This window comes from Salinicola tamaricis (genome assembly GCF_003006155.1).
Taxonomy (GTDB): domain Bacteria; phylum Pseudomonadota; class Gammaproteobacteria; order Pseudomonadales; family Halomonadaceae; genus Salinicola; species Salinicola tamaricis.
On record NZ_CP023559.1, the window covers coordinates 1,752,333 to 1,771,017 of the forward strand.

General features: G+C 64.6%; 13 protein-coding genes and 3 pseudogenes. 13 read left to right on the forward strand and 3 right to left on the reverse strand.

Features of this window, described 5'->3' with window-relative positions; translation table 11 throughout:
• Positions 1 to 59 precede the first annotated feature (59 nt).
• The 4 genes from nhaC to CN538_RS08135 all read left to right on the forward strand — a co-directional run bounded on the left by nhaC (position 60) and on the right by CN538_RS08135 (position 7,435).
• Positions 60 to 1,529, forward strand: coding sequence for a Na+/H+ antiporter NhaC (nhaC, locus tag CN538_RS08120; RefSeq protein ID WP_106419108.1), 1,470 nt, complete (start codon positions 60 to 62; stop codon positions 1,527 to 1,529).
• 730 nt (positions 1,530 to 2,259) lie between these two features.
• Positions 2,260 to 4,251, forward strand: a complete 1,992-nt coding sequence (locus CN538_RS08125; protein WP_106419109.1) for an AAA domain-containing protein — start codon at positions 2,260 to 2,262, stop codon at positions 4,249 to 4,251.
• Positions 4,252 to 4,365: 114 nt separating this feature from the next.
• Positions 4,366 to 5,805, forward strand: coding sequence for an AAA domain-containing protein (locus CN538_RS08130; protein WP_106419110.1), 1,440 nt, complete (start codon positions 4,366 to 4,368; stop codon positions 5,803 to 5,805).
• A gap of 178 nt (positions 5,806 to 5,983) precedes the next feature.
• Positions 5,984 to 7,435, forward strand: a complete 1,452-nt coding sequence (locus CN538_RS08135) for an aspartate ammonia-lyase (RefSeq protein ID WP_242495669.1) — start codon at positions 5,984 to 5,986, stop codon at positions 7,433 to 7,435.
• Positions 7,436 to 7,689: 254 nt separating this feature from the next.
• Here the strand turns inward: CN538_RS08135 and CN538_RS08140 are convergent, their stop codons facing one another.
• Complete coding sequence (locus CN538_RS08140; protein WP_106419111.1) at positions 7,690 to 8,145, reverse strand: NUDIX hydrolase; 456 nt, start codon at positions 8,143 to 8,145, stop codon at positions 7,690 to 7,692.
• 615 nt (positions 8,146 to 8,760) lie between these two features.
• On the opposite strand from CN538_RS08140, the pseudogene CN538_RS08145 reads away from it, so the two are divergent.
• From CN538_RS08145 to CN538_RS08175, 9 genes and pseudogenes are all read left to right on the forward strand, one after another.
• Positions 8,761 to 9,671 (forward strand): annotated as a pseudogene (locus tag CN538_RS08145) (MBL fold metallo-hydrolase).
• Between the two features lie 67 nt (positions 9,672 to 9,738).
• A complete protein-coding gene (locus CN538_RS08150) occupies positions 9,739 to 10,941 on the forward strand; it encodes an NAD(P)/FAD-dependent oxidoreductase (RefSeq protein ID WP_242495670.1) in 1,203 nt (400 codons plus the stop codon).
• Positions 10,942 to 11,055: 114 nt separating this feature from the next.
• On the forward strand, positions 11,056 to 11,796 hold the full coding sequence (locus CN538_RS25070; RefSeq protein WP_340638289.1) for a SulP family inorganic anion transporter: 741 nt from the start codon (positions 11,056 to 11,058) through the stop codon (positions 11,794 to 11,796).
• A 7-nt stretch (positions 11,797 to 11,803) separates the two neighbouring features.
• Positions 11,804 to 11,896 (forward strand): annotated as a pseudogene (locus CN538_RS25075) (hypothetical protein); the annotation flags it as partial.
• Between the two features lie 109 nt (positions 11,897 to 12,005).
• Positions 12,006 to 12,833 carry a SulP family inorganic anion transporter gene (locus tag CN538_RS25080; RefSeq protein WP_340638324.1) on the forward strand — a complete coding sequence of 276 codons (828 nt, stop codon included), beginning with the start codon at positions 12,006 to 12,008 and terminating at the stop codon, positions 12,831 to 12,833.
• A 45-nt stretch (positions 12,834 to 12,878) separates the two neighbouring features.
• Positions 12,879 to 13,355, forward strand: coding sequence for a YeeE/YedE family protein (locus tag CN538_RS08160; RefSeq protein WP_106419112.1), 477 nt, complete (start codon positions 12,879 to 12,881; stop codon positions 13,353 to 13,355).
• Positions 13,352 to 13,761 (forward strand): annotated as a pseudogene (locus CN538_RS08165) (DUF6691 family protein). The gene CN538_RS08160 and the pseudogene CN538_RS08165 overlap by 4 nt, the downstream one beginning before the upstream one ends.
• Positions 13,762 to 13,836: 75 nt before the next feature.
• Entirely contained in the window at positions 13,837 to 14,532 is a 696-nt protein-coding gene (locus tag CN538_RS08170; protein WP_106419113.1) for a response regulator, read from the forward strand.
• Positions 14,529 to 15,857, forward strand: a complete 1,329-nt coding sequence (locus tag CN538_RS08175) for a sensor histidine kinase (RefSeq protein ID WP_106419114.1) — start codon at positions 14,529 to 14,531, stop codon at positions 15,855 to 15,857. The genes CN538_RS08170 and CN538_RS08175 overlap by 4 nt, the downstream gene beginning before the upstream one ends.
• 30 nt (positions 15,858 to 15,887) lie before the next feature.
• On the opposite strand, the gene CN538_RS08180 is transcribed toward CN538_RS08175, so the two are convergent.
• A complete protein-coding gene (locus tag CN538_RS08180) occupies positions 15,888 to 16,712 on the reverse strand; it encodes a prolipoprotein diacylglyceryl transferase family protein (RefSeq protein WP_106419115.1) in 825 nt (274 codons plus the stop codon).
• A gap of 2 nt (positions 16,713 to 16,714) precedes the next feature.
• Entirely contained in the window at positions 16,715 to 18,658 is a 1,944-nt protein-coding gene (gene dsbD / locus CN538_RS08185; protein WP_242495671.1) for a protein-disulfide reductase DsbD, read from the reverse strand.
• Between the last annotated feature and the right edge of the window lie 27 nt (positions 18,659 to 18,685).

Sequence of the window (18,685 nt, forward strand, 5' to 3'; positions counted from 1 at the left end):
CATGTCGCCGAGGACGGTGGCCACCACTGCGATGACAATGATAATAAGGAGTGCCAACCATGTCGCCAGACAGTCCCGAAGCGGCTCGCGAAGAGGCCGTACCCGCGTTTTCCCTGTCGCTCGTCATGTTTCTCGCATGTGCGGCGATCATCGGTATTTCGGTCATCGTGCTCGACGTCGATGCGCATATTCCACTGATAGCCGCCACGATGCTGTGCGCGCTCGTCGGCAGGGGCGTTCTCAAACGTTCTTGGGCGGAGCTCGAGGAAGGCATCGTCAACGGTATCCGCATCGCCCTGATCCCGATCGTCATCCTGATGCTGGTCGGGTTGCTGGTATCGAGCTGGATCGCCAGTGGCACGGTGCCGACGCTGATCCATCTGGGCATGCAGGGGATCTCACCGCGCTTCTTCCTGGTCGCCAGCTTTATGATCTGTTCGCTGGTCGCGGTGGCTACCGGCTCCTCCTGGACCACAGCGGGGACGGTAGGCCTGGCACTGATGGGGATCGGCGGCGCGCTCGGCCTGCCGGCACCGATGACCGCAGGCGCCATCGTCTCGGGGGCCTACTTCGGTGACAATATGTCGCCACTCTCCGATACCACCAACTTGGCGCCGGCCGTGGCGGGGGGAGAGCTCTTCGATCACATACGGGCGATGTGCTGGACGACGCTGCCGGCCTGGCTGCTGGCCGGCGCAGTCTATACCGTGATGGGATTGCACGATCACGGTGACCTGACCACGCTCACTCAGGTCGCCGAGATGTCGCGAGTGCTGTCCGGTCATTTCGTGCTAGGGGTTTTCACGCTACTGCCGCCTGTCTTCATTCTGTTCGCTGCGGCGCGCAAGTATCCCGCCATTCCCTCGCTGGTGGTGGGCATTCTCATCGCCTGCGGGCTGGCGATGGCCGTACAGGGAGTGACGCTCAAGGCGCTCATTGGCGTGCTGCACTACGGGTTCGAGTCCCACACCGGCGACAAGGCGGTGGATGCACTGCTATCGCGGGGCGGACTCGACTCGATGATGTGGACCATCTCACTCATCGTCTGCGCGCTCAGCTTTGGCGGGGTCATGGAGCGGTGTGGCTTTTTCGAAAGCCTGCTGAAGACCTTCCAGCGACTGCTGCGCAAGCCTTCATCGTTGATCGGCACGACGCTGGGCTCGTGTCTGGCGGCCAATCTGTTCCTGGGGGATCAGTTTCTCGGCATCATCGTGCCCGGGCGCACCTTCCGCCCGGCGTTCGAACGCGCCGGTTTGGCCCCGCGCATGCTCTCACGCACGCTGGAGGACGCCGGCACGCTGACGGCACCGCTGATCCCGTGGACCTCCGGAGGGGCTTACATGTTCGGCATTCTGGGGGTGAGCGCCTTCAGCTACGCACCCTATGCGCTGTTCAACTGGATGACGCCACTGATCGCCTACGGCATGACCCTGTTCGGTATCGGCGTGTTCTGGCGCCGCCCCGAAGGCGGGATCACCCGGGACCGGCCGGAAACTCCGTTGCAGGCAGCACAGAATGCAGCGCGTTAGCGTCAACTAATAAGCGGATGTGGCAACCTGTCAGCCCGTCACTTCGCCATCGCGTCCTCGGCCAGGGTGGCCGTATGCTTCATGTCGAATCAGGGCAAAGCGTTCGATAGCCTGCTCTCGGGCGCGATGCTGTATCACTCTTCTCAGATAGACAAACCGTTTGGCTGACGTAGCATTCGCGAGTGATGCTCGTGTCAAAAAATGTCGGATGTCTTTGCATATCGTATGGTTTGTATATAGATTTCCGACTTTTCTATACATGATACGGGGCTTCATCGTGCTTCCCACCTGGCCGCTGCCCAAGATCGACTAGTGGCGAGCGCCTGACGTGCCCAAGCCAGCGTCACGGGCGCAGCGCTACCTGGCTGACAACGTGCTTCGTTGATGAATGAAAGGCGAGGCCAAGAGGCGGGTGGGTAGATGTCTCCGCTCTATTACCTCGCTGTAATGAAGCCCAAGACCACGGTTACTGGCAATCCAATGGCGACGGATAATATGGGCCAACAAGTGTTCTTACAGATTCCTCCGTTCAATCCTTCTTATTAAAGAACAAGAGAAAGTTGTCTGTCGGATCGAACAGTGCTTCGTCAAGGCCCGCCGCGGCGAATTGCTTGGGCAGCGGCGGGCTGACAATCCCGCGGTGAGCAAAGCGCCAGGGCGCTGCTGGAACATATCAAGAGTCAGTGCGCCGCGCAGGCGCCGAAAAACGCACAAGGAAGAAAGCGACGCCATGAGTCAGGCAGAAACCACCAAGCCCACAGCCCGGCAGTGGCTCCGCTACTGGCGCAACTCACTGGCGGATGCCGAGAGCGGCCGCGGGGCCTTGACCAAAAAGGCGTTGGGTCAGACCGACTATCTTGACAGAACGGTCTACCGCGATGGCCGCCTGCCGTCGGATCACCCGTTGCTCCAGCAGCTATTCGCCGAAGAAGACGTCTCGATTCAAATAGTGCGAGTCGCGCTGCGCCCGGCGGTGTACAAGGTCTTGCAGGAGCATGGCGCGGAAAAACGCGCGCTCTACCCGGATGTCATCACGCCGCTGATCTGCGGATTATGGGTTGCACGCGATGGACGCTTGATTCCTGCCGAGCCGCCGGTGATTCCGCGTGATTTGCTGGCGCCGCAGGCCGATGACCGCTTCACGCTGAATGATGTCGCCGAGCAGGATCGTTTTTTGAGCAAAAGCGAGCCACGCGTCTGGTCGGAAAGCGAGGCCCTAGCACTGCTCGAGGATTCGGCACTCGAGACGCACGGTGAATGCTGGCAGCCGTACTACGAGCTTTCGCAAAAGCTGTTCGACGCCCTGTGCCCCAAAGATCTGCTGAAAGAGGTATTCGTGAGCGCCAACGAGGCGCGCATCAGCAAGGTCGACGATCAATTGGGCGCGGCGACCCACATCATCAAGCTCTACGACTGGCTTTCCACCACCGAGCAAACGTTGCCACTGCTGGAAAATTACGCCCTGTCGACCATCGAGTCGTATCAGCCCTGCATCGAGCCACTATCCGGCATGATGCATCGGTTGGGCCATGCCAATACCCAGTACCCGCTGGCCGTTGCCCAGCGTGACGCGCTGGCGCAGGTCATGGCGATGGATGACGGCGAGGTACTGGCGGTCAACGGCCCACCGGGTACAGGTAAGACCACCTTCGTGCTCTCGGCGGTCGCCTCGCTTTGGGTGAAGGCCGCGCTCGATGAAGCCGAACCGCCACTGATCGTCGCGGCCTCCACCAACAACCAGGCTGTCACCAACGTGCTCGAAGCCTTCGCCAAGGAATTCGAAGAGACTGATGATGCATTCGGCGGGCGCTGGTTGCCCGACATCACCAGCTATGGTGGTTTTTACTGCGCACGTAGCCGGGAAGGCGAGGCGTCGCAGCACTACCAGACGCCGTCGTTCTATCGCGAGGTCGAATCGCCGGAATACCACGAGCGCGCCGAGATGGCCTTTCTCCAGCGCGCCCGGCAGGCGTTCGACGATGACACGCTCAACCGTGTGGATACCGTTCGAACGCGTCTTCATCAGCGGCTGATCGCGCGGCAGTCGCAGCTTCGAGATCTGCACCAGCACTGGACGACACGGGCAACGCTTCAGGCCCGACTCGCGGAGAAACTAGGCGACGCCCCGGAGGAGACATTGGCGCGCGAGCAGGCGGCGGCAGCCGCGCTGCAGGCCGCGCACGATGCGATGGAGGCCGATCTCAAACAGTGGCAGCACTTTTGCGCCGATGAGCCGATGTGGCTTTCATTGCTTGCCGTACTGCCACCGGTGGCCAAAAAGCGCCGCATACGGCGTGAACTGTTCATCAGCGAACACCTGAGCGTTGAGGGGCGCCGGCTGATCGAGCAATCGCCAGCGGCGGATGCCCCCGAGGTCGCGTTGAAGACCGGGTTGGGTCAGCAGCGTGAGATTCTGGATCAGAAACAGGCATTTATTGCCGAATGCCAGCAGCGCGTGCAGGAGATCGAGCAGCTCACCTCGAGACTCGAGGCTACGTACCGGGCTTTGGGCTTCGAGACGCTGCCAGAAACATTCGACGCCTTCGATCAGGTATTGGATACCACGCTTCGCTTCCAGCTCTTTCAACTGGCGGTGCACTACTGGGAGGCGCGCTGGCTGGAGGCGTGCGCCGAACGTATCGAAGAGTTGGCCGAGCAGACGGCTAAGGGCAAGGAGAAACCGGGGCTTCCAAGGTGCGCCCGCGCTGGCGCCGGCGCATGATGCTGACGCCCGCATCGTCTCGACATTGCACTCGCTGCCGTCTCACATGACGCACAGCGTTTCGAAGGCGAAGGGCAGTTTCGTGACGAGTATCTGATCAACGAGATCGATCTATTGATCATCGACGAAGCCGGTCAGGTGGCACCGGACGTTGCCGGCGCCTCCATGGCGCTGACAAAGCGGGTGCTGGCGATCGGTGACGTGCATCAGATCAAGCCGGTCGCGACGCAGTCGCAGACGGTCGATGTGGGTAATCTGGCGCATCAGGGCCTGCTCACCACCGTCGAGAAGTACGAGGCGCTGCGTGAAAGTGGGCGCTCTGTGGTGGATGGCAGTGTGATGCGCATCGCCCAAGCGGCCAGCCGTTACCACTATCTCGAACAGGCCGAGCCGGGCATGTTCCTGCGCGAGCATCGGCGCTGCTTGAACGAGATTATCGCTTACTGCAACGACCTCTGTTATCGCGGGCTGTTGCAGCCGCTGCGTGGAAGACCTGCCATCGATGCCGAACTGCCGCCCTTTGGTTACGTGCACGTTGATGGCCGGGCCGAAACCCCGCCGTCGGGAAGTCGCATCAACCGGCTGGAAGCTATCACGATAGCCGAGTGGCTGGCCGAGCAGCGCGGACGCCTTGAAGCCGCGCACGGCAAGCCGCTGGAGCAGATCGTGGGTGTCGTCACGCCTTTCAAGGCCCAGGCCAATCTGATCGAGCGGGAGTGCCTGGCGCGGGATATCAAGGTCGGCGGAGGCAATGCGGAGATGACGGTGGGCACGGTACACGCCCTTCAGGGGGCGGAGCGCCCGATCGTGCTGTTTTCCGCGGTCTATTCGCGCCATGACGATGGCAGCTTCATCGACAACGATCCCTCGATCCTGAACGTGGCGGTGTCGCGTGCGAAGGACAGCTTTCTCGTCTTTGGCGATATGGATGTGATCGGCACGGCGGCCCGCGGTACGCCGCGGCATCTGCTGGGACGTTATCTCTTCAGCCATGAAAGCAATGAGCTTGCGTTCACGGCAAGCGTTGCGCGTCCCGATCTGTTGGCGCTGTGTCAGACGCCGAGGCTGATCAACAATGCCGAAGCGCATGATCAGTGCATCCAAGATGTGCTCGAGCGTGTGCGAGCCGAGATGGCGATGGTGTCTCCCTGGATTTCGCTGGGTCGTCTGGAAGAGGCCGGGTTACTGGCGGCACTAGAGAAAACGGCTGCGAGAGGTGTCGATATCACGATCTACACCGATCATCACTTCAACACTACCAGCGCCAATCAGCCGGATGCCCAGAAAACGTCGCTCTTCGAACGGTGCTGTGAAGCGCTCGCTGAGCGCGGCATGACGGTGAAGGTCGTCAATCAGGTTCATAGCAAACTCATCATGGCCGACAGTGGCTTTCTGTGTGTCGGATCCTACAACTGGGCAAGCGCCGCGCGGGTGGGCAAGTACAAGAACATGGAGACGTCCATGCTGTATAGCGGTGATTTGAAAGCGGAAATCACCCTTCAACGTGACGCGCTCGATGCGCGTGTGCGAAAGCGATATCCCGAGCAAGCCTGATCACTCAGCGTCGCTTGGATTCGAGGATCAGGAGGGCGTGTGCCCATACCTTCCCGGTATGCACCACCACGTAACGGCATTGGGCAGGCGGGCCGGCGCGGCGTTACCTTACGCCCAGCGGCGCCAGTACACCGGCGCCCAGGCCGTTCGAACCCCCTGACTGAAGACGATACCCACCATGATGGCGACCCCGGATCTCGGCACTGACGCCGACGCGATCCCCACCCGTGAAGAGAAGGACCTGCTGGGCATGCTGCCCGTACCCCAGAGCGCCTACTACGGCATCCAGACCCAGCGCGCGGTGGAGAACTTCCACCTGAGCGGCGTGCCCCTGGCGCACTATCCCAAGCTGGTGATCGCGCTGGCCATGGTCAAGCAGGCCGCGGCGGAGGCCAATCACGAGCTGAGCTATCTCGATGCCACCCGGCTGGGGGCGATCCGCCACGCCTGCCAGACGCTGATCGCCGGCGAGCACCACGATCAGTTCGTGGTCGATATGATCCAGGGCGGGGCGGGTACCTCGACCAACATGAACGCCAACGAGGTGATCGCCAATCTGGCACTCGAACACCTCGGCCACGCCAAGGGGGATTACGCGCACCTGCACCCCAACAACCACGTCAACATGGCGCAGTCGACCAACGACGCTTACCCCACCGCGATCCGCCTCGGCCTGCTGCTGGGCCACGATGCCTTGCTGGGCAGTCTGGCGCAGCTGCGCGATGCGCTGGCGGACAAGGGCGCGGCCTTCGCCGACGTGCTCAAGATGGGCCGCACCCAGCTGCAGGATGCGGTGCCGATGACGCTGGGCCAGGAGTTCAACGCCTTCGCCACCACCCTGGGCGAGGATCTGGGCCACCTGGAGGCGCAGATTCCGCGCCTGCTGTGCGAGGTCAACCTGGGTGGCACCGCCATCGGCACCGGGATCAACTCCGACCCGCGCTACCAGCGTCTGGCGGTGGAGCGCCTCGGCGCGATCAGCGGCCAGCCGCTGGTGCCGGCCCAGGATCTGATCGAAGCCACCTCCGACATGGGGGCGTTCGTACTCTTCTCGGGCATGTTGAAGCGCCTGGCGGTGAAGCTCTCCAAGATCTGCAACGACCTGCGCCTGCTCTCCAGCGGCCCGCGCGCCGGCTTCAACGAGATCAATCTGCCGCCGCGCCAGCCCGGCAGCTCGATCATGCCCGGCAAGGTCAATCCGGTGATCCCCGAGGCGGTCAACCAGGTGGCGTTCGAGGTGATCGGCAACGACCTGGCGCTGACCATGGCCGCCGAGGGCGGGCAACTCCAGTTGAACGTGATGGAGCCGCTGATCGCCTACAAGCTGTTCGACTCCATCCGCCTGCTGACCCGCGCCATGCACATGTTGCGCGAGCACTGCATCGAGGGCATCACCGCCAACGAGGCGCACTGCCGCGAGATGGTGGAGCGTTCGATCGGGCTGGTCACCGCGCTCAACCCGCATATCGGCTACGACAACGCCACGCGCATCGCCCGCGAGGCGCTGGTCTCCGGCCGCGGCGTGCTGGAGCTGGTGCTCGAAGAGAACCTGCTCGATCAAGCCTCGCTCGCCGATATCCTGCGCCCGGAGAATATGATTGCGCCCAGGCTCGCGCCCTTGCGAGTCTAGTAACACCCAAGAGGGGGGCAGACAGAGAAACCGCGACGGTCATGACCGCCGCGGCTTCCTTCAATGCGACAGCGTAGTCGAGGAAAAAGACAATCACCGTCGCCCCTCATTTTATCAATGCCGGGCAATGGATACTCGCCGCTGAACCACGTGGATAGCCGGAATCGGTTGTATCGAGTCAGACGGTTTTGCCAGGCCGTGCTTCAAGAGCCAGGCCGGGCCCGACTCTCCACTATCGTGCTTTGATGAGATCTTCACTTTGCCGGCTTGCTCTCAATGATATCGGCCAGCAGGTCGATCAGGTTCTCGGGCTTGAAGGCTTGGCGTCCCTCGGCGCGCATCGCCTCCCGCGACCACCACTTCCATCGCTGGATGGTGGCCTTTTCCTCATCGGTCCAATCCGCCGCGAAAACCTGGGATGTCTTGGGGCAGCGCACCAGGTAATAACGTTCCCGCCACAACGCCGGCTGCGAACGGGCAACAGCGAACACGGCTTCGCGCTCCATTACCAGCGGCCCGATCTCCTCGCGCAGACCCGTCTCTTCGTACAGCTCCCGGCTGGCCGCCTGAAGGTAGGACTCACCCGGTTTCAGTTCTCCGCCTGCCGTGGCCCAAAAAGCAGACGACGTATGTTCATCCTGGTATTGAAACAGCAACAAGGCATTCTGTTCGTTCACGAGCATCAATCTGGAGCAGTAACGCACTTCCATTGTTCACCACCGCTAACGGAAACAACACATCAGGCAGCGCCTCTCATGCGCCGCCGGGCTCAGCAGGGCAGACTTCTCAAACAGAGACCATCGAGGGATATCGGCCGACAGCTACGGGATAGCTATCTGATGTGATAGCGATCGATAGCTGTCGTCGTGCCGCCTCAACAAGTGCCGTCTCAACATCGGCGGCGCCACCAATGGCAGCACAACCGAAAAGAACAAAATCCACCCGGCCATATCGTCGACAACAGCGTCGACCACGGGATAACCCGTCTGTACGACACCCTCTGAGAGGCCGCCCGAGTCAGCCCATCATAGCCCATGGATTCCTACCACCTTATGTTTTCATAGGGCCTTTCTGACTGGCTAGAAGGCCACTTTGGCAAGCGAAAACCCGCGCTCGCGCGCTTGCACAGTGCCAAGGCCTGCAGCGTCACTCGCCCGTCCGGTTCCGTTGCGCGCCAGTGGCCCGATCGTAGTTCAAGGCGGCCAGCAAGGTACCGGAAAGCCTGTCCCCATGCAGGAGAAACGGCATAAGGTATATTTCAAAAAGATATAACGTTAGAACTTAAATGGCGCTATGCTGTGGAGGTCGCCCACCAAGGAGCCGTCATGCATACCTTCGCTCTCTCCCGTGGTGATCGGGAACGCGGCCGGCCCGATGTCGCCGGCTTCTTCGACCCGCGCACCTTCAGCGTCCAGTACGTCGTCAGTGACCCGGCCACGCGCCGCTGCGCGATCATCGATCCGGTGCTCGACTACGATGAGAAATCCGGGGCGACCGCGACCCACCACGCCGATGAGCTGCTCGCCTATATCGCCCGGGAAGGGCTCGAGGTGGCGTGGATTCTGGATACCCACCCTCACGCCGATCACTTCTCCGCCGCGCGCTACCTGCACGACAAGACCGGCGCGCCGACCGCGATCGGCGCCCAGGTGGTCGAGGTCCAGGCGCTGTGGAAGCGCATCTACAACTGGCCGGCACTGCCCACCGACGGTAGCCAGTGGGACCGCCTGTTCAGCGATGGCGAGACCTTCACCCTGGGTGAACTGCCGGTGCGGGTGATGCACTCGCCGGGGCATACCCTGGCCTCGGTCACCTATGTGATCGGCGACGCCGCTTTCGTCCACGACACCCTGTTCCAGCCCGACTTCGGCACCGCCCGGGCCGACTTCCCCGGGGGCAGCGCCCACCAGCTATGGCATTCGATTCAGGCGATTCTCGCCCTGCCCGATGACACCCGCCTGTTCACCGGCCACGACTACATGCCCGACGGCCGCGAGCCGCAGTGGGAGAGCACTGTTCGCGAACAGCGCCAGCACAACAGCATCGCCTGGGCGAGAGCAGCGAGGCGGAGTACGTCGCACTGCGCCAGCGCGATCATGAGCTACCGATGCCCAAGCTGATCCTGCATGCGCTGCAGGTGAATGTGCGTGGCGGCCGTCTGCCGGAACCGGAAGACAACGGCAAGCGCTACCTCAAGATCCCGCTGGATGCGCTGGAGGGCGCGGCCTGGGAGTGAGGTGGCCCGCTCGCTACGCCGCCCCCATCGATATGACACAAGCACAGGCCGCAGGAGAGACAGCCTCATGAGTGAGACCCCAGACGCCTCGACGGCATCCACCACCCGGCACCATGATGTGGTGATCGTCGGCGGCGGTGCCGGTGGCATCGCCACGGCGGCGAGCCTGCATCGGCGCCAACCCGATCTCGACATCGCCATCGTCGAGCCGGCGCAGGATCACTTCTATCAGCCCGGCTGGACCCTGGTAGGTGGCGGTGTCTTCACCCCGGAGCAGACGCGCCGTTCGATGCGTTCGGTGATGCCGAGCTTCGTCACCTGGCACCAGACCAGCGCCGAGCGCCTGCTGCCAGAGTCCCGCCAGGTCGCGCTGGGTGATGGTTCGACGCTCGGCTATCGGGCGCTGGTGGTGGCGCCGGGGCTGGAGCTCGACTGGCAGGCGATCGAGGGGCTCGAGGAGAGCCTGGGCAGCCATGGCGTCACCTCCAACTACCGTTTCGATCTGGCGCCCTATACCTGGTCGCTGGTGCAGGGCATGCGCGGCGGCAAGGCGCTGTTCACTCAGCCGCCGATGCCGATCAAGTGCGCCGGGGCACCGCAGAAGGCGATGTATCTCGCCTGTCACGAGTGGGAAAAGCAGGGCGTCCTGGGCGATATCGAGGTCAACTTCCACAACGCTGGCTGCGGGGTGATGTTCGGCGTCTCGGACTTCGTGCCGGCACTGGATGCGTACGTTCAGCGCTACGGTATCCACAAGCAGTTCCAGCAGGATCTCATCGCCGTGGACGGCCCGGCCCAGAAGGCGCGCTTTCGCGTCACCGACGGTGAGGCCAGTGAGGAGATCGAGACCTATTTCGACATGCTCCACGTGGTGCCGCCCCAGCGTGCCCCGCGGCTGGTGCGTGAATCGCCTCTGGCCAACGCCGGCGGCTGGCTCGATCTCGATGCCGAGACCCTTCAGCACAACCGTTACCCGGATGTCTTCGGGCTCGGCGACGCCAGCGGTACCAGCAACGCCAAGACCGCCGCCGCGGTGCGCAAGCAAGCCCCGGTGGTGGCGGACAACCTGCTGGCGGCACTTGATGGTAAGCCGATGCCCTCCGGCTATGCGGGGTATGGCGCCTGCCCGCTGACGGTGGAAACGCGGCCGGGGTGGTGCTGGCGGAGTTCGGTTACGGCGGCCAGCTGCAGCCGACCTTCCCGCCTGGCTCAATCAGGCCACCGGCCGACCCGGCTCGGCTGGCACCTCAAGGCGCAGCGCTCCCCTTGATCTACTGGCATCTGCTGCTCAAGGGGCGCGAGTGGCTGGCCAAGCCGCAGGCGCGGGGGTGAGCATGCGCACGTCCCTGGGCCGGGGGTGCGCGGGTAGCGGAGCCGTGAGCGCATGACCCCGCTGCCTCGGTGCGGGTGGGCGCGCTGGCTGCCGATCCTCGACTGGGGGCGGCACTACCACGCCGGCCTGCTGGGCCAGGATCTGCTCGCCTCGATCATCGTCGCCCTGATGCTGATTCCGCAGGCGCTGGCCTACGCCATGCTCGCCGGTCTGCCGCCGGTGGTGGGGCTCTATGCCAGCCTGGTGCCGCTGGTGATCTACACCCTGCTCGGCAGCAGCGCGACGCTCTCGGTCGGCCCGATGGCGGTGGTCTCGCTGATGACCGCCGCGGCCCTTGCGCCGGTCGCCCCCGCGGGGTCGGCGGCGTATATCGCCGCGGCGCTGGTGCTGGCGCTGCTCTCGGGGGCGATCCTGCTGATCATGGGGCTGTGTCGGCTGGGCTTTCTGGTCAACTTCCTGAGCCACCCGGTGATGACCGGCTTCGTCAGTGCCTCGGGGCTGCTGATCGCGGCGAGCCAGCTCAAGTCGCTGCTCGGCATCGAGCTCTCCGGGGCCACGCTGCCGGCGCTGGCACAGGCGCTGCCCGGGGCACTACCGGGGCTGAGTCTGCCGACGCTGCTGGTCGGGCTGGGCTCGCTGGCGCTGCTATGGGCGATCCGCCGCCACGGCAAGGCGCTGCTGGTACGCTGCGGCGTGCCGGCGGGCGCGGCCGCTGTGCTGATCAAGCTGGGGCCGATCGTGACCATCGCGCTGGCCGCCGCCATTGCCGGTGCTGCGGCTGGCTGGCGGTGAGGTCGCGGTGATCGGCCCGATCCCCGCCGGGCTGCCGCCGCTGCACCTGCCCGCGTGGGAACCGGCGCTGTGGCGTTCGCTGCTGGGCTCGGCGGTGCTGATCAGCATCGTCGGCTACGTGGAGTCGGTCTCGGTGGCCCAGGCACTGGCGATGCGCCGCGGCGACGGTCGACCCGGACCAGGAGCTGATCGGTCTGGGTGGCGCCAATCTGGCGGCGGCTTTCACCGGCGGCATGCCGATCACCGGCGGCTTTTCGCGCTCGGTGGTCAACTTCGATGCCGGCGCCCGTACCCCGGCGGCCAGCGCCTTCACCGCGGTGGGTATCGCCCTGGCCATGCTGTGCCTGTCGCCGTGGCTGGGCTTGCTGCCGCTGGCGACCCTGGCGGCGACCATCGTCATCGCCACCCTGTCGCTGATCGATCTGCCGGCGTTCCGGCGCGTCTGGCGCTACGCCCGCGGCGAGGGCGTGGCGATGACCGCCACCGCGCTGGCGACGCTGATGCTGGGGGTGGACCTGGGGATTCTGGTCGGTGTGGGCATGTCGCTGGCGCTGCATCTCTACGGCACCAGCCGGCCTCACAGCGCCGAGGTAGGCGCATTCCGGGGACCGAGCACTTTCGCAACGTGCGCCGCCACGCGGTGGAGACCGACACCGGGGTGGCCATTCTGCGCGTCGACGAGAGCCTCTACTTCGCCAACGTGCGCCATCTGGAAGATCGGTCACTGCGGTGGTCAATCGCACGCGCCGCCCCACGATCTGGTGCTGGCGTGTCAGGCGATCAACGTGATCGACGCCAGTGCGCTGGAGAGCTCGAAGCGCTCAACCGGCGCCTGCGCGAGCGCGGCATCGGGCTGCATCTGGCCGAAAGTGAAAGGGCCGGTGATGGACCGCCTGAGCCGCACCGAGCTGCTGGAGACGCTCAACGGCCGGGTCTTCCTGAGCACCTTCGACGCCTGGTGCGCTCTGCACGGTCGCGGGGCGGCGCCCTTGAGTCACCCGTGTATCGCCACGCCGGCCTGCCCGGCGACAAAGTGAGTCCGACCATCGCGGGATCGCGAATGTCATGAGGAGGAAGCGGTGATGACGCTATCGAGTGCACTGCACGGGCTGGTGGGCGGGGGGCTGATCGGGCTCGCCGCCACGCTGTTGATGGGGCTGCTGGGGCGGATCGCCGGGATCAGCGGCATGCTTTCCGGCGCGCTGTTCGAGCGCGGCAGTGACCGCGGTTGGCGGCTGGCGTTTCTGCTGGGGCTGATCTCCGGTCCGGCGTTACTGCTGCTGTTGGGGCTCGACTGGGGCAATGTGGCGCCTCGCGGTGACGTGGCAGCGCTCGGTAGTGCGGTGATCGGCGCACCGCTCGCAGGCACGCCGACGATGCTGCTCGCCGGGCTGCTGGTCGGGCTGGGCACCGGGCTCGGCAGCGGCTGTACCAGCGGCCACGGGGTATGCGGGCTGGCCCGGCTCTCGCCGCGTTCGCTGGCCGCCACGCTGGTCTTCCTGCTGATGGCGATGCTTACCGTGTTCAGCGTGCACCAGTTGATGGGAGGTGGCGTATGAAGCCCGTGGCGGGTTATCTCTCCGGACTGCTGTTCGGTGGGCCTGGCGATCAGCGGCATGACCGACCCCGCCCGGTGATCGGCTTTCTCGATGTCGCCGGCGCCTGGGACCCGACCCTGATCTTCGTGCTCGCGCGGCCGTGGTCACTACCTTCATCGGTTACCGGCTGGTGTGGCGCCGCGGCACGCCGCTGCTGGCGGGGCGGTTCCAGCTGCCGACCCGGCGCGACCTGGATGCCCGTCTGCTGGGTGGCGCCGCGCTCTTCGGTATCGGCTGGGGGCTATCCGGCTACTGCCCGGGGCCGGCAGTGGCCTCGCTGCCGGGGCTGAGCGGGCCGCTGGCTGCGTTTCTGGTGGCCATGGTGGTGGGATGGTGGCTATCGCGCCGGCTTTCTCCCGCTCACTGAGGAGCCAACTCATCCTGGCATCATCGCCGTTCGCCAGACTGGGGCGGGAATGGATCGGGTGAAAACGGGAGAAACATGCGCGTACTACTCGTGGAGGACGATGCACCGGTGGCGGCCGGCATCGAAGCGGGACTGGCGCTGAGTGACTTCGTCGTCGATACCGTGACCACGCTGGACGGTGCACGCGGGGCGCTGGCCGCGATCGACTACGATGCTGTGGTGCTGGATCGCCGCCTGCCCGACGGCGATGGTTTAGCGCTGCTGCAGCAGTGGCGTCGTGCGGGTATTGCCATGCCGGTGCTGATGCTGACGGCAAGAGATGCCGTGGCCAGTCGTGTCGAAGGTCTTCAGGGCGGGGCCGACGATTATCTGGTCAAGCCGTTCGACCTGGATGAGTTGACGGCAAGGCTGCAGGCGCTGTTGCGCCGCAGCGCCGGGCAGATCGATCGCTCCCTTCGCCATGGGCACCTGGCACTGGACCCCGTCGCTCGCAGCGTGACGCTGGATGGCGTACCGGTGACGCTGGTGCGTCGCGAGCTCATGCTGCTGGAGGCGCTGATGCGCGCGCGTGGGCGGATACTGAGCGCCGACCAGTTGAAGGATCGCCTTTACGGCATCGATGACGAGATCGAGAGCAACGCCCTCAACGTGCAAGTCTACCAATTGCGTCGCAAGCTAGGACGCGATGTGATCGAGACGGTCCGGGGCGTCGGCTATCGTCTTGGCGCGCTTCCCGCCGACGAGCGACTGCATGGCGATACGCCCTCATGAGCCTGCGGCTGCGTCTCGTCGCCACGCTCGGGATCACGCTGATGCTGCTGTGGGGGCTGACCGCGGCGTGGTCGATGCGCGATCTCTCGACCCAGCTCGAAACGTCGCTGGATCAGCGTCTGGCTCAGTCGGCGCGAATGGTCGCCGGCCTGCTCGATCGCGTGCCTGCGGCGGCCTGGGATGGAGAAGTCGGCGAGACATCGACCATCCCTGCGCTCGAAGGCGTCGCCTGCCGCGTGTCATCGCTGCGCGGGCAGGTGGTGGCGGGTACGCATCCGGAGATGAACGATGTTCTCGCAGTCGATGACGAAGGCTACAGCGACCGCGATCACAACGGTCAGCGCTGGCGCGTCTATACCCTGGTCGACGACGACAAGCGCATCACTGTGGCGGATCGCCTGCGGGAGCGGGAGTCGTTGCTGGCCCAGGTACGCCGTGCCGCGTTCTATCCCTTTCTACTCGCTTCGATCGGCAGCCTGATTGCACTGTGGTGGGGTGTAACCCGGGGTCTGTCGCCGCTGTCGAGGCTGCAGCGACGCCTGATGTCACGCGATCACGACGATCTCTCGGCACTACCGATCCGTGGCTTGCCGGGGGAAATTCGCCCGCTGATCGACGGTTTCAACACCCTGCTTGCACGCACCCGGCGCATGCTGGAGCTGGAGCAGCGCTTTACCGACGATGCCGCGCATGAGCTACGCACACCGCTGACCGCGATTCGTACCCATCTGCAGATCGCGCGACGCGTCGACGGCGATCCTCGCCGGGAGGCGATGCAGCAGGCGGAGGCGGGGGTGATGCGGCTGACGAAGACGCTCGACCAGTTGCTGTTGCTGGCACGCATGGAGAGCGAAGAGATCGCTCGGGGGCATGTCGACTCTACGCGGCTTGGCGACGCCCTGGAGGCCGCGATGGTAGAGACCGGCAGTCGCGATCGCTGTCACTGGCAAGCTTCGGTCGACCGGCTTCACGCGGCGTTGTCCGGGGAGCTGCTGGTGATCGCGCTGCGCAATCTGCTCGAGAACGCCATGCGTCACGGTTCGCCCGACACCCCGATCGAGATCGAGGCGCACGAGGCGGATGGCATGGCCGTGATCGACATCGTCAACCAGGGCGAGACCATCCCGCCCGAACAGATCGCCCGCCTGACGGAGCGCTTTCATCGCGGCAACCATCCTCAGGGCAGTGGTCTGGGGTTATCCATCGTCGAGGCGATCGCCACCCGGGCGGGCGGCAGCCTGCGGCTTGCCTCCGGCGACGGTATCGGGCTGCGGGTCACGCTCTCGCTACCCATGGCTCCTGTTCTGGATATCCGGGGCGAGTGAAGCACTCGGGTTGAACGTGCGTCCGGGTCGTCATGGGGTGAAGCGCTCGAGACTGCGATCGAGCGTGGCGCGGGAAAGCTCACCGAAGTGGGTATCGACGAGCTGGCCATCGGCGTCGTAGTAGAGGGTGGTCGGCATCGCCACCGCGCCCACCTTCCTACCGAAGGTCATGTTCGGATCGCGATAGAGATGATCGAGCGAGAGGGACTCCCGCTGCAGAAACGTCTCGATGGCGTCGACGCTCTCGCCCTGATTGACGAACACGAACGACACGTCTTCCCGCTCTCGTTGGGCCTGTTCCAGCATCGGCATCTCACGACGACAGGGTGGACACCAGCTCGCCCAGAGATTGACCACCATGGGCCGGTCGGATGCCAGCAGCACGGTGGGCAGAGCTACCGGCGACCCATCGAGGTTCGCCAGCGGGGTCGAGGGCAGGCTTGCCCCGCTGGGTGTCATCAATGTCAGGGCGCCAGCAGTCATCGACCAAGCCAGGGCACCCGAGAGAACCGCTGCACCCAGGGGGCGACGCATGGCCGGCTGCCGCCAGAAGCGCCAGGCCAGATAGATGAAAGCGATGACCAGCCCCGCCAGTGGCTCGAACCCGCGATCCCTGATGTCTAGCCAGGACCAGAACGTGTCGTAGCTCTGCCAGTAGTGGGCCACGAACACGATGCGTGCGCCGATCACGCCGATCAGCAACGCATTGAACAGAACATCGCCGACGCTGACCTGTCTGCGATGGCCCATCCAGGCACCCACGATCAGAGCGACGATCATGGCCAGGACCAGCAGAAGCTGACCCAGACTCACGCCCAGGGGCCCCAGGGCGATACTGCGATCGAGCGGATTCATGGTCAGCCCTCCGTGGACTCGTTGGCGTTCTGTCTGGCCTGTGCATAGCGGTCGAGAAACGCCTCGGCATCCAGCTCGCCGATAATACGTGCGCTGCGCTGCTCCTGACCGTTGGGGCCGAACCACATCAGGGTCGGTGGTCCAACGACACCGAAGTGCCGCATGATCGCCTGATCCTCGGCGTCGTCATCCGTAACGTCGATACTCAGTCGCTGCACGTCCTGGAGCGCATCCTTCACGGCCGGGTCGCTGAACACTTCCCGTTCGATGACCTTGCAGGAGATACACCAGTCGGCGGTGAATTCGACCAGTGTCATCTGGCCGCTGTTGGCGGTGGCCTGGACACGGCGTTCGAGCGTGGCCAGGTCCTTTACATCGTCGAACGCGACGGGCCCGCTCCCGCGGGCGTCTTTGGAGGCCGTTGCCACACCGCTCGGAACGTAGACCGACAGCGGCCGCCACGGATCCTTGGCGCCACCGGCGGCACCGATCAGGATCAAAGCGCTCCACAGACCGATGATGGCGGCACTGGCTGTGGCGAACTGGGGCAGAATGCCACCCGTGCCGTTGCCCCGCGCCATGGCGACGAGAGAGATCGCTACCGCCAGGCCCAGTGTGCCCCATAGGCCCAGGACGATGGCATCCGAGAGGATTCGGGCGACGAACCAGATCGCCATGCCCAGCAGCACGAAGCCGAACAGCGCCTTGACGCGGGTCATCCAGACGCCGGGCCGGGGTAGCAACTGGCTGCCGAGCGTGCCGATCAGCACCAGCGGAGCGCCCATGCCGAGGCCTAGCGCGAGCAGCGCCGCACCGCCCAACCACGGATTGCCGGTGTCGGCGATGAAGAGCAGGGCACCGGCGAGAGGAGCGGTCATGCAGGGGCCGACCAGCAGGGCGGAGAGCACCCCCATGGTAGCGACGCCCGTGAAGCGGCCGCCGCGTTGTCTCGACAGCCCCGCATCCAGGCGCTGACGCAGCGCCCGCGGCAGTTCGAGTTCGAAGGCACCGAACATGGCGAATGCCAGCACCACGAACAGCACCGAGAAAATGCCGATGAACCAGACGTTCTGGAACAGCATCTGCAGATTGGCGCCGGCCATGGCCGCGGCCACGCCCAGTATCGCGTAGGTCGCGGCCATGGGGAGAACGTAGGCGAGCGAAAGCACGAAGCCGGCGGCGCGCGGATTCTCCCCGCTGCGACGTTGGCCGACGATCAGGCTGGAGAGAATGGGGATCATCGGCAGCACGCAAGGCGTGAAGGTCAACAGTAGCCCCATGCCGAAGAACGCTGCCAGCGTCCAGATGCCGTTGCCACCGGCAAGCTGCGCCGCCAGCTGCTGATCTTCCGCCATCGCCGCGCCTGTCTGGGGATCGGGGCTCGGTGCGACAGACGATGACGTGGCAGATGGCGCGTTCACGGTGTCGCTTCCCCCGGCATCGGCGACCGACTCCAGATCGAAAGTCCGCTGCTGGGGTGGATAGCAGAGGCCGGCATCGGCGCAACCCTGCCAATGAAGGGTGAGGGTATCGGCTTCCCCGGGCTGCGTGGTCATGCGCAACGCATGACGGTAGATCTCGGAACGGCCGAAATACTCGTCCTCGATGGTCTCCCCCTCGGGGATATCGAGCGACAGTTCGCGCTTATCGGCCTGAGCGGAGAAGCTGTGGCGATAGAGGTAGTAACCGGGCTCGATCTGCCAGTCGATGTCTAATCCGTTGTCGTCTCTTACCAGCGTTGGCTTGAAGGCCCGATCCGGTGGCAGGAAGTCGCTCTGTTGCCCGAACGGATCCTGCGCCATGGCCAGTGTGGCCATGGCGAACAGGACCAGCGCCACGGCCCAGCGTCCCCGGCTAGATGGCATCCTCGACTCCTGTGCCTGTTCGCTTCGATACTGGCAGGTTGGACCAGAGAGATGAGCTGAAGATGAAGCGATGCTCGACACGCTGCATGTCTAGCGCCGGCGGTACCA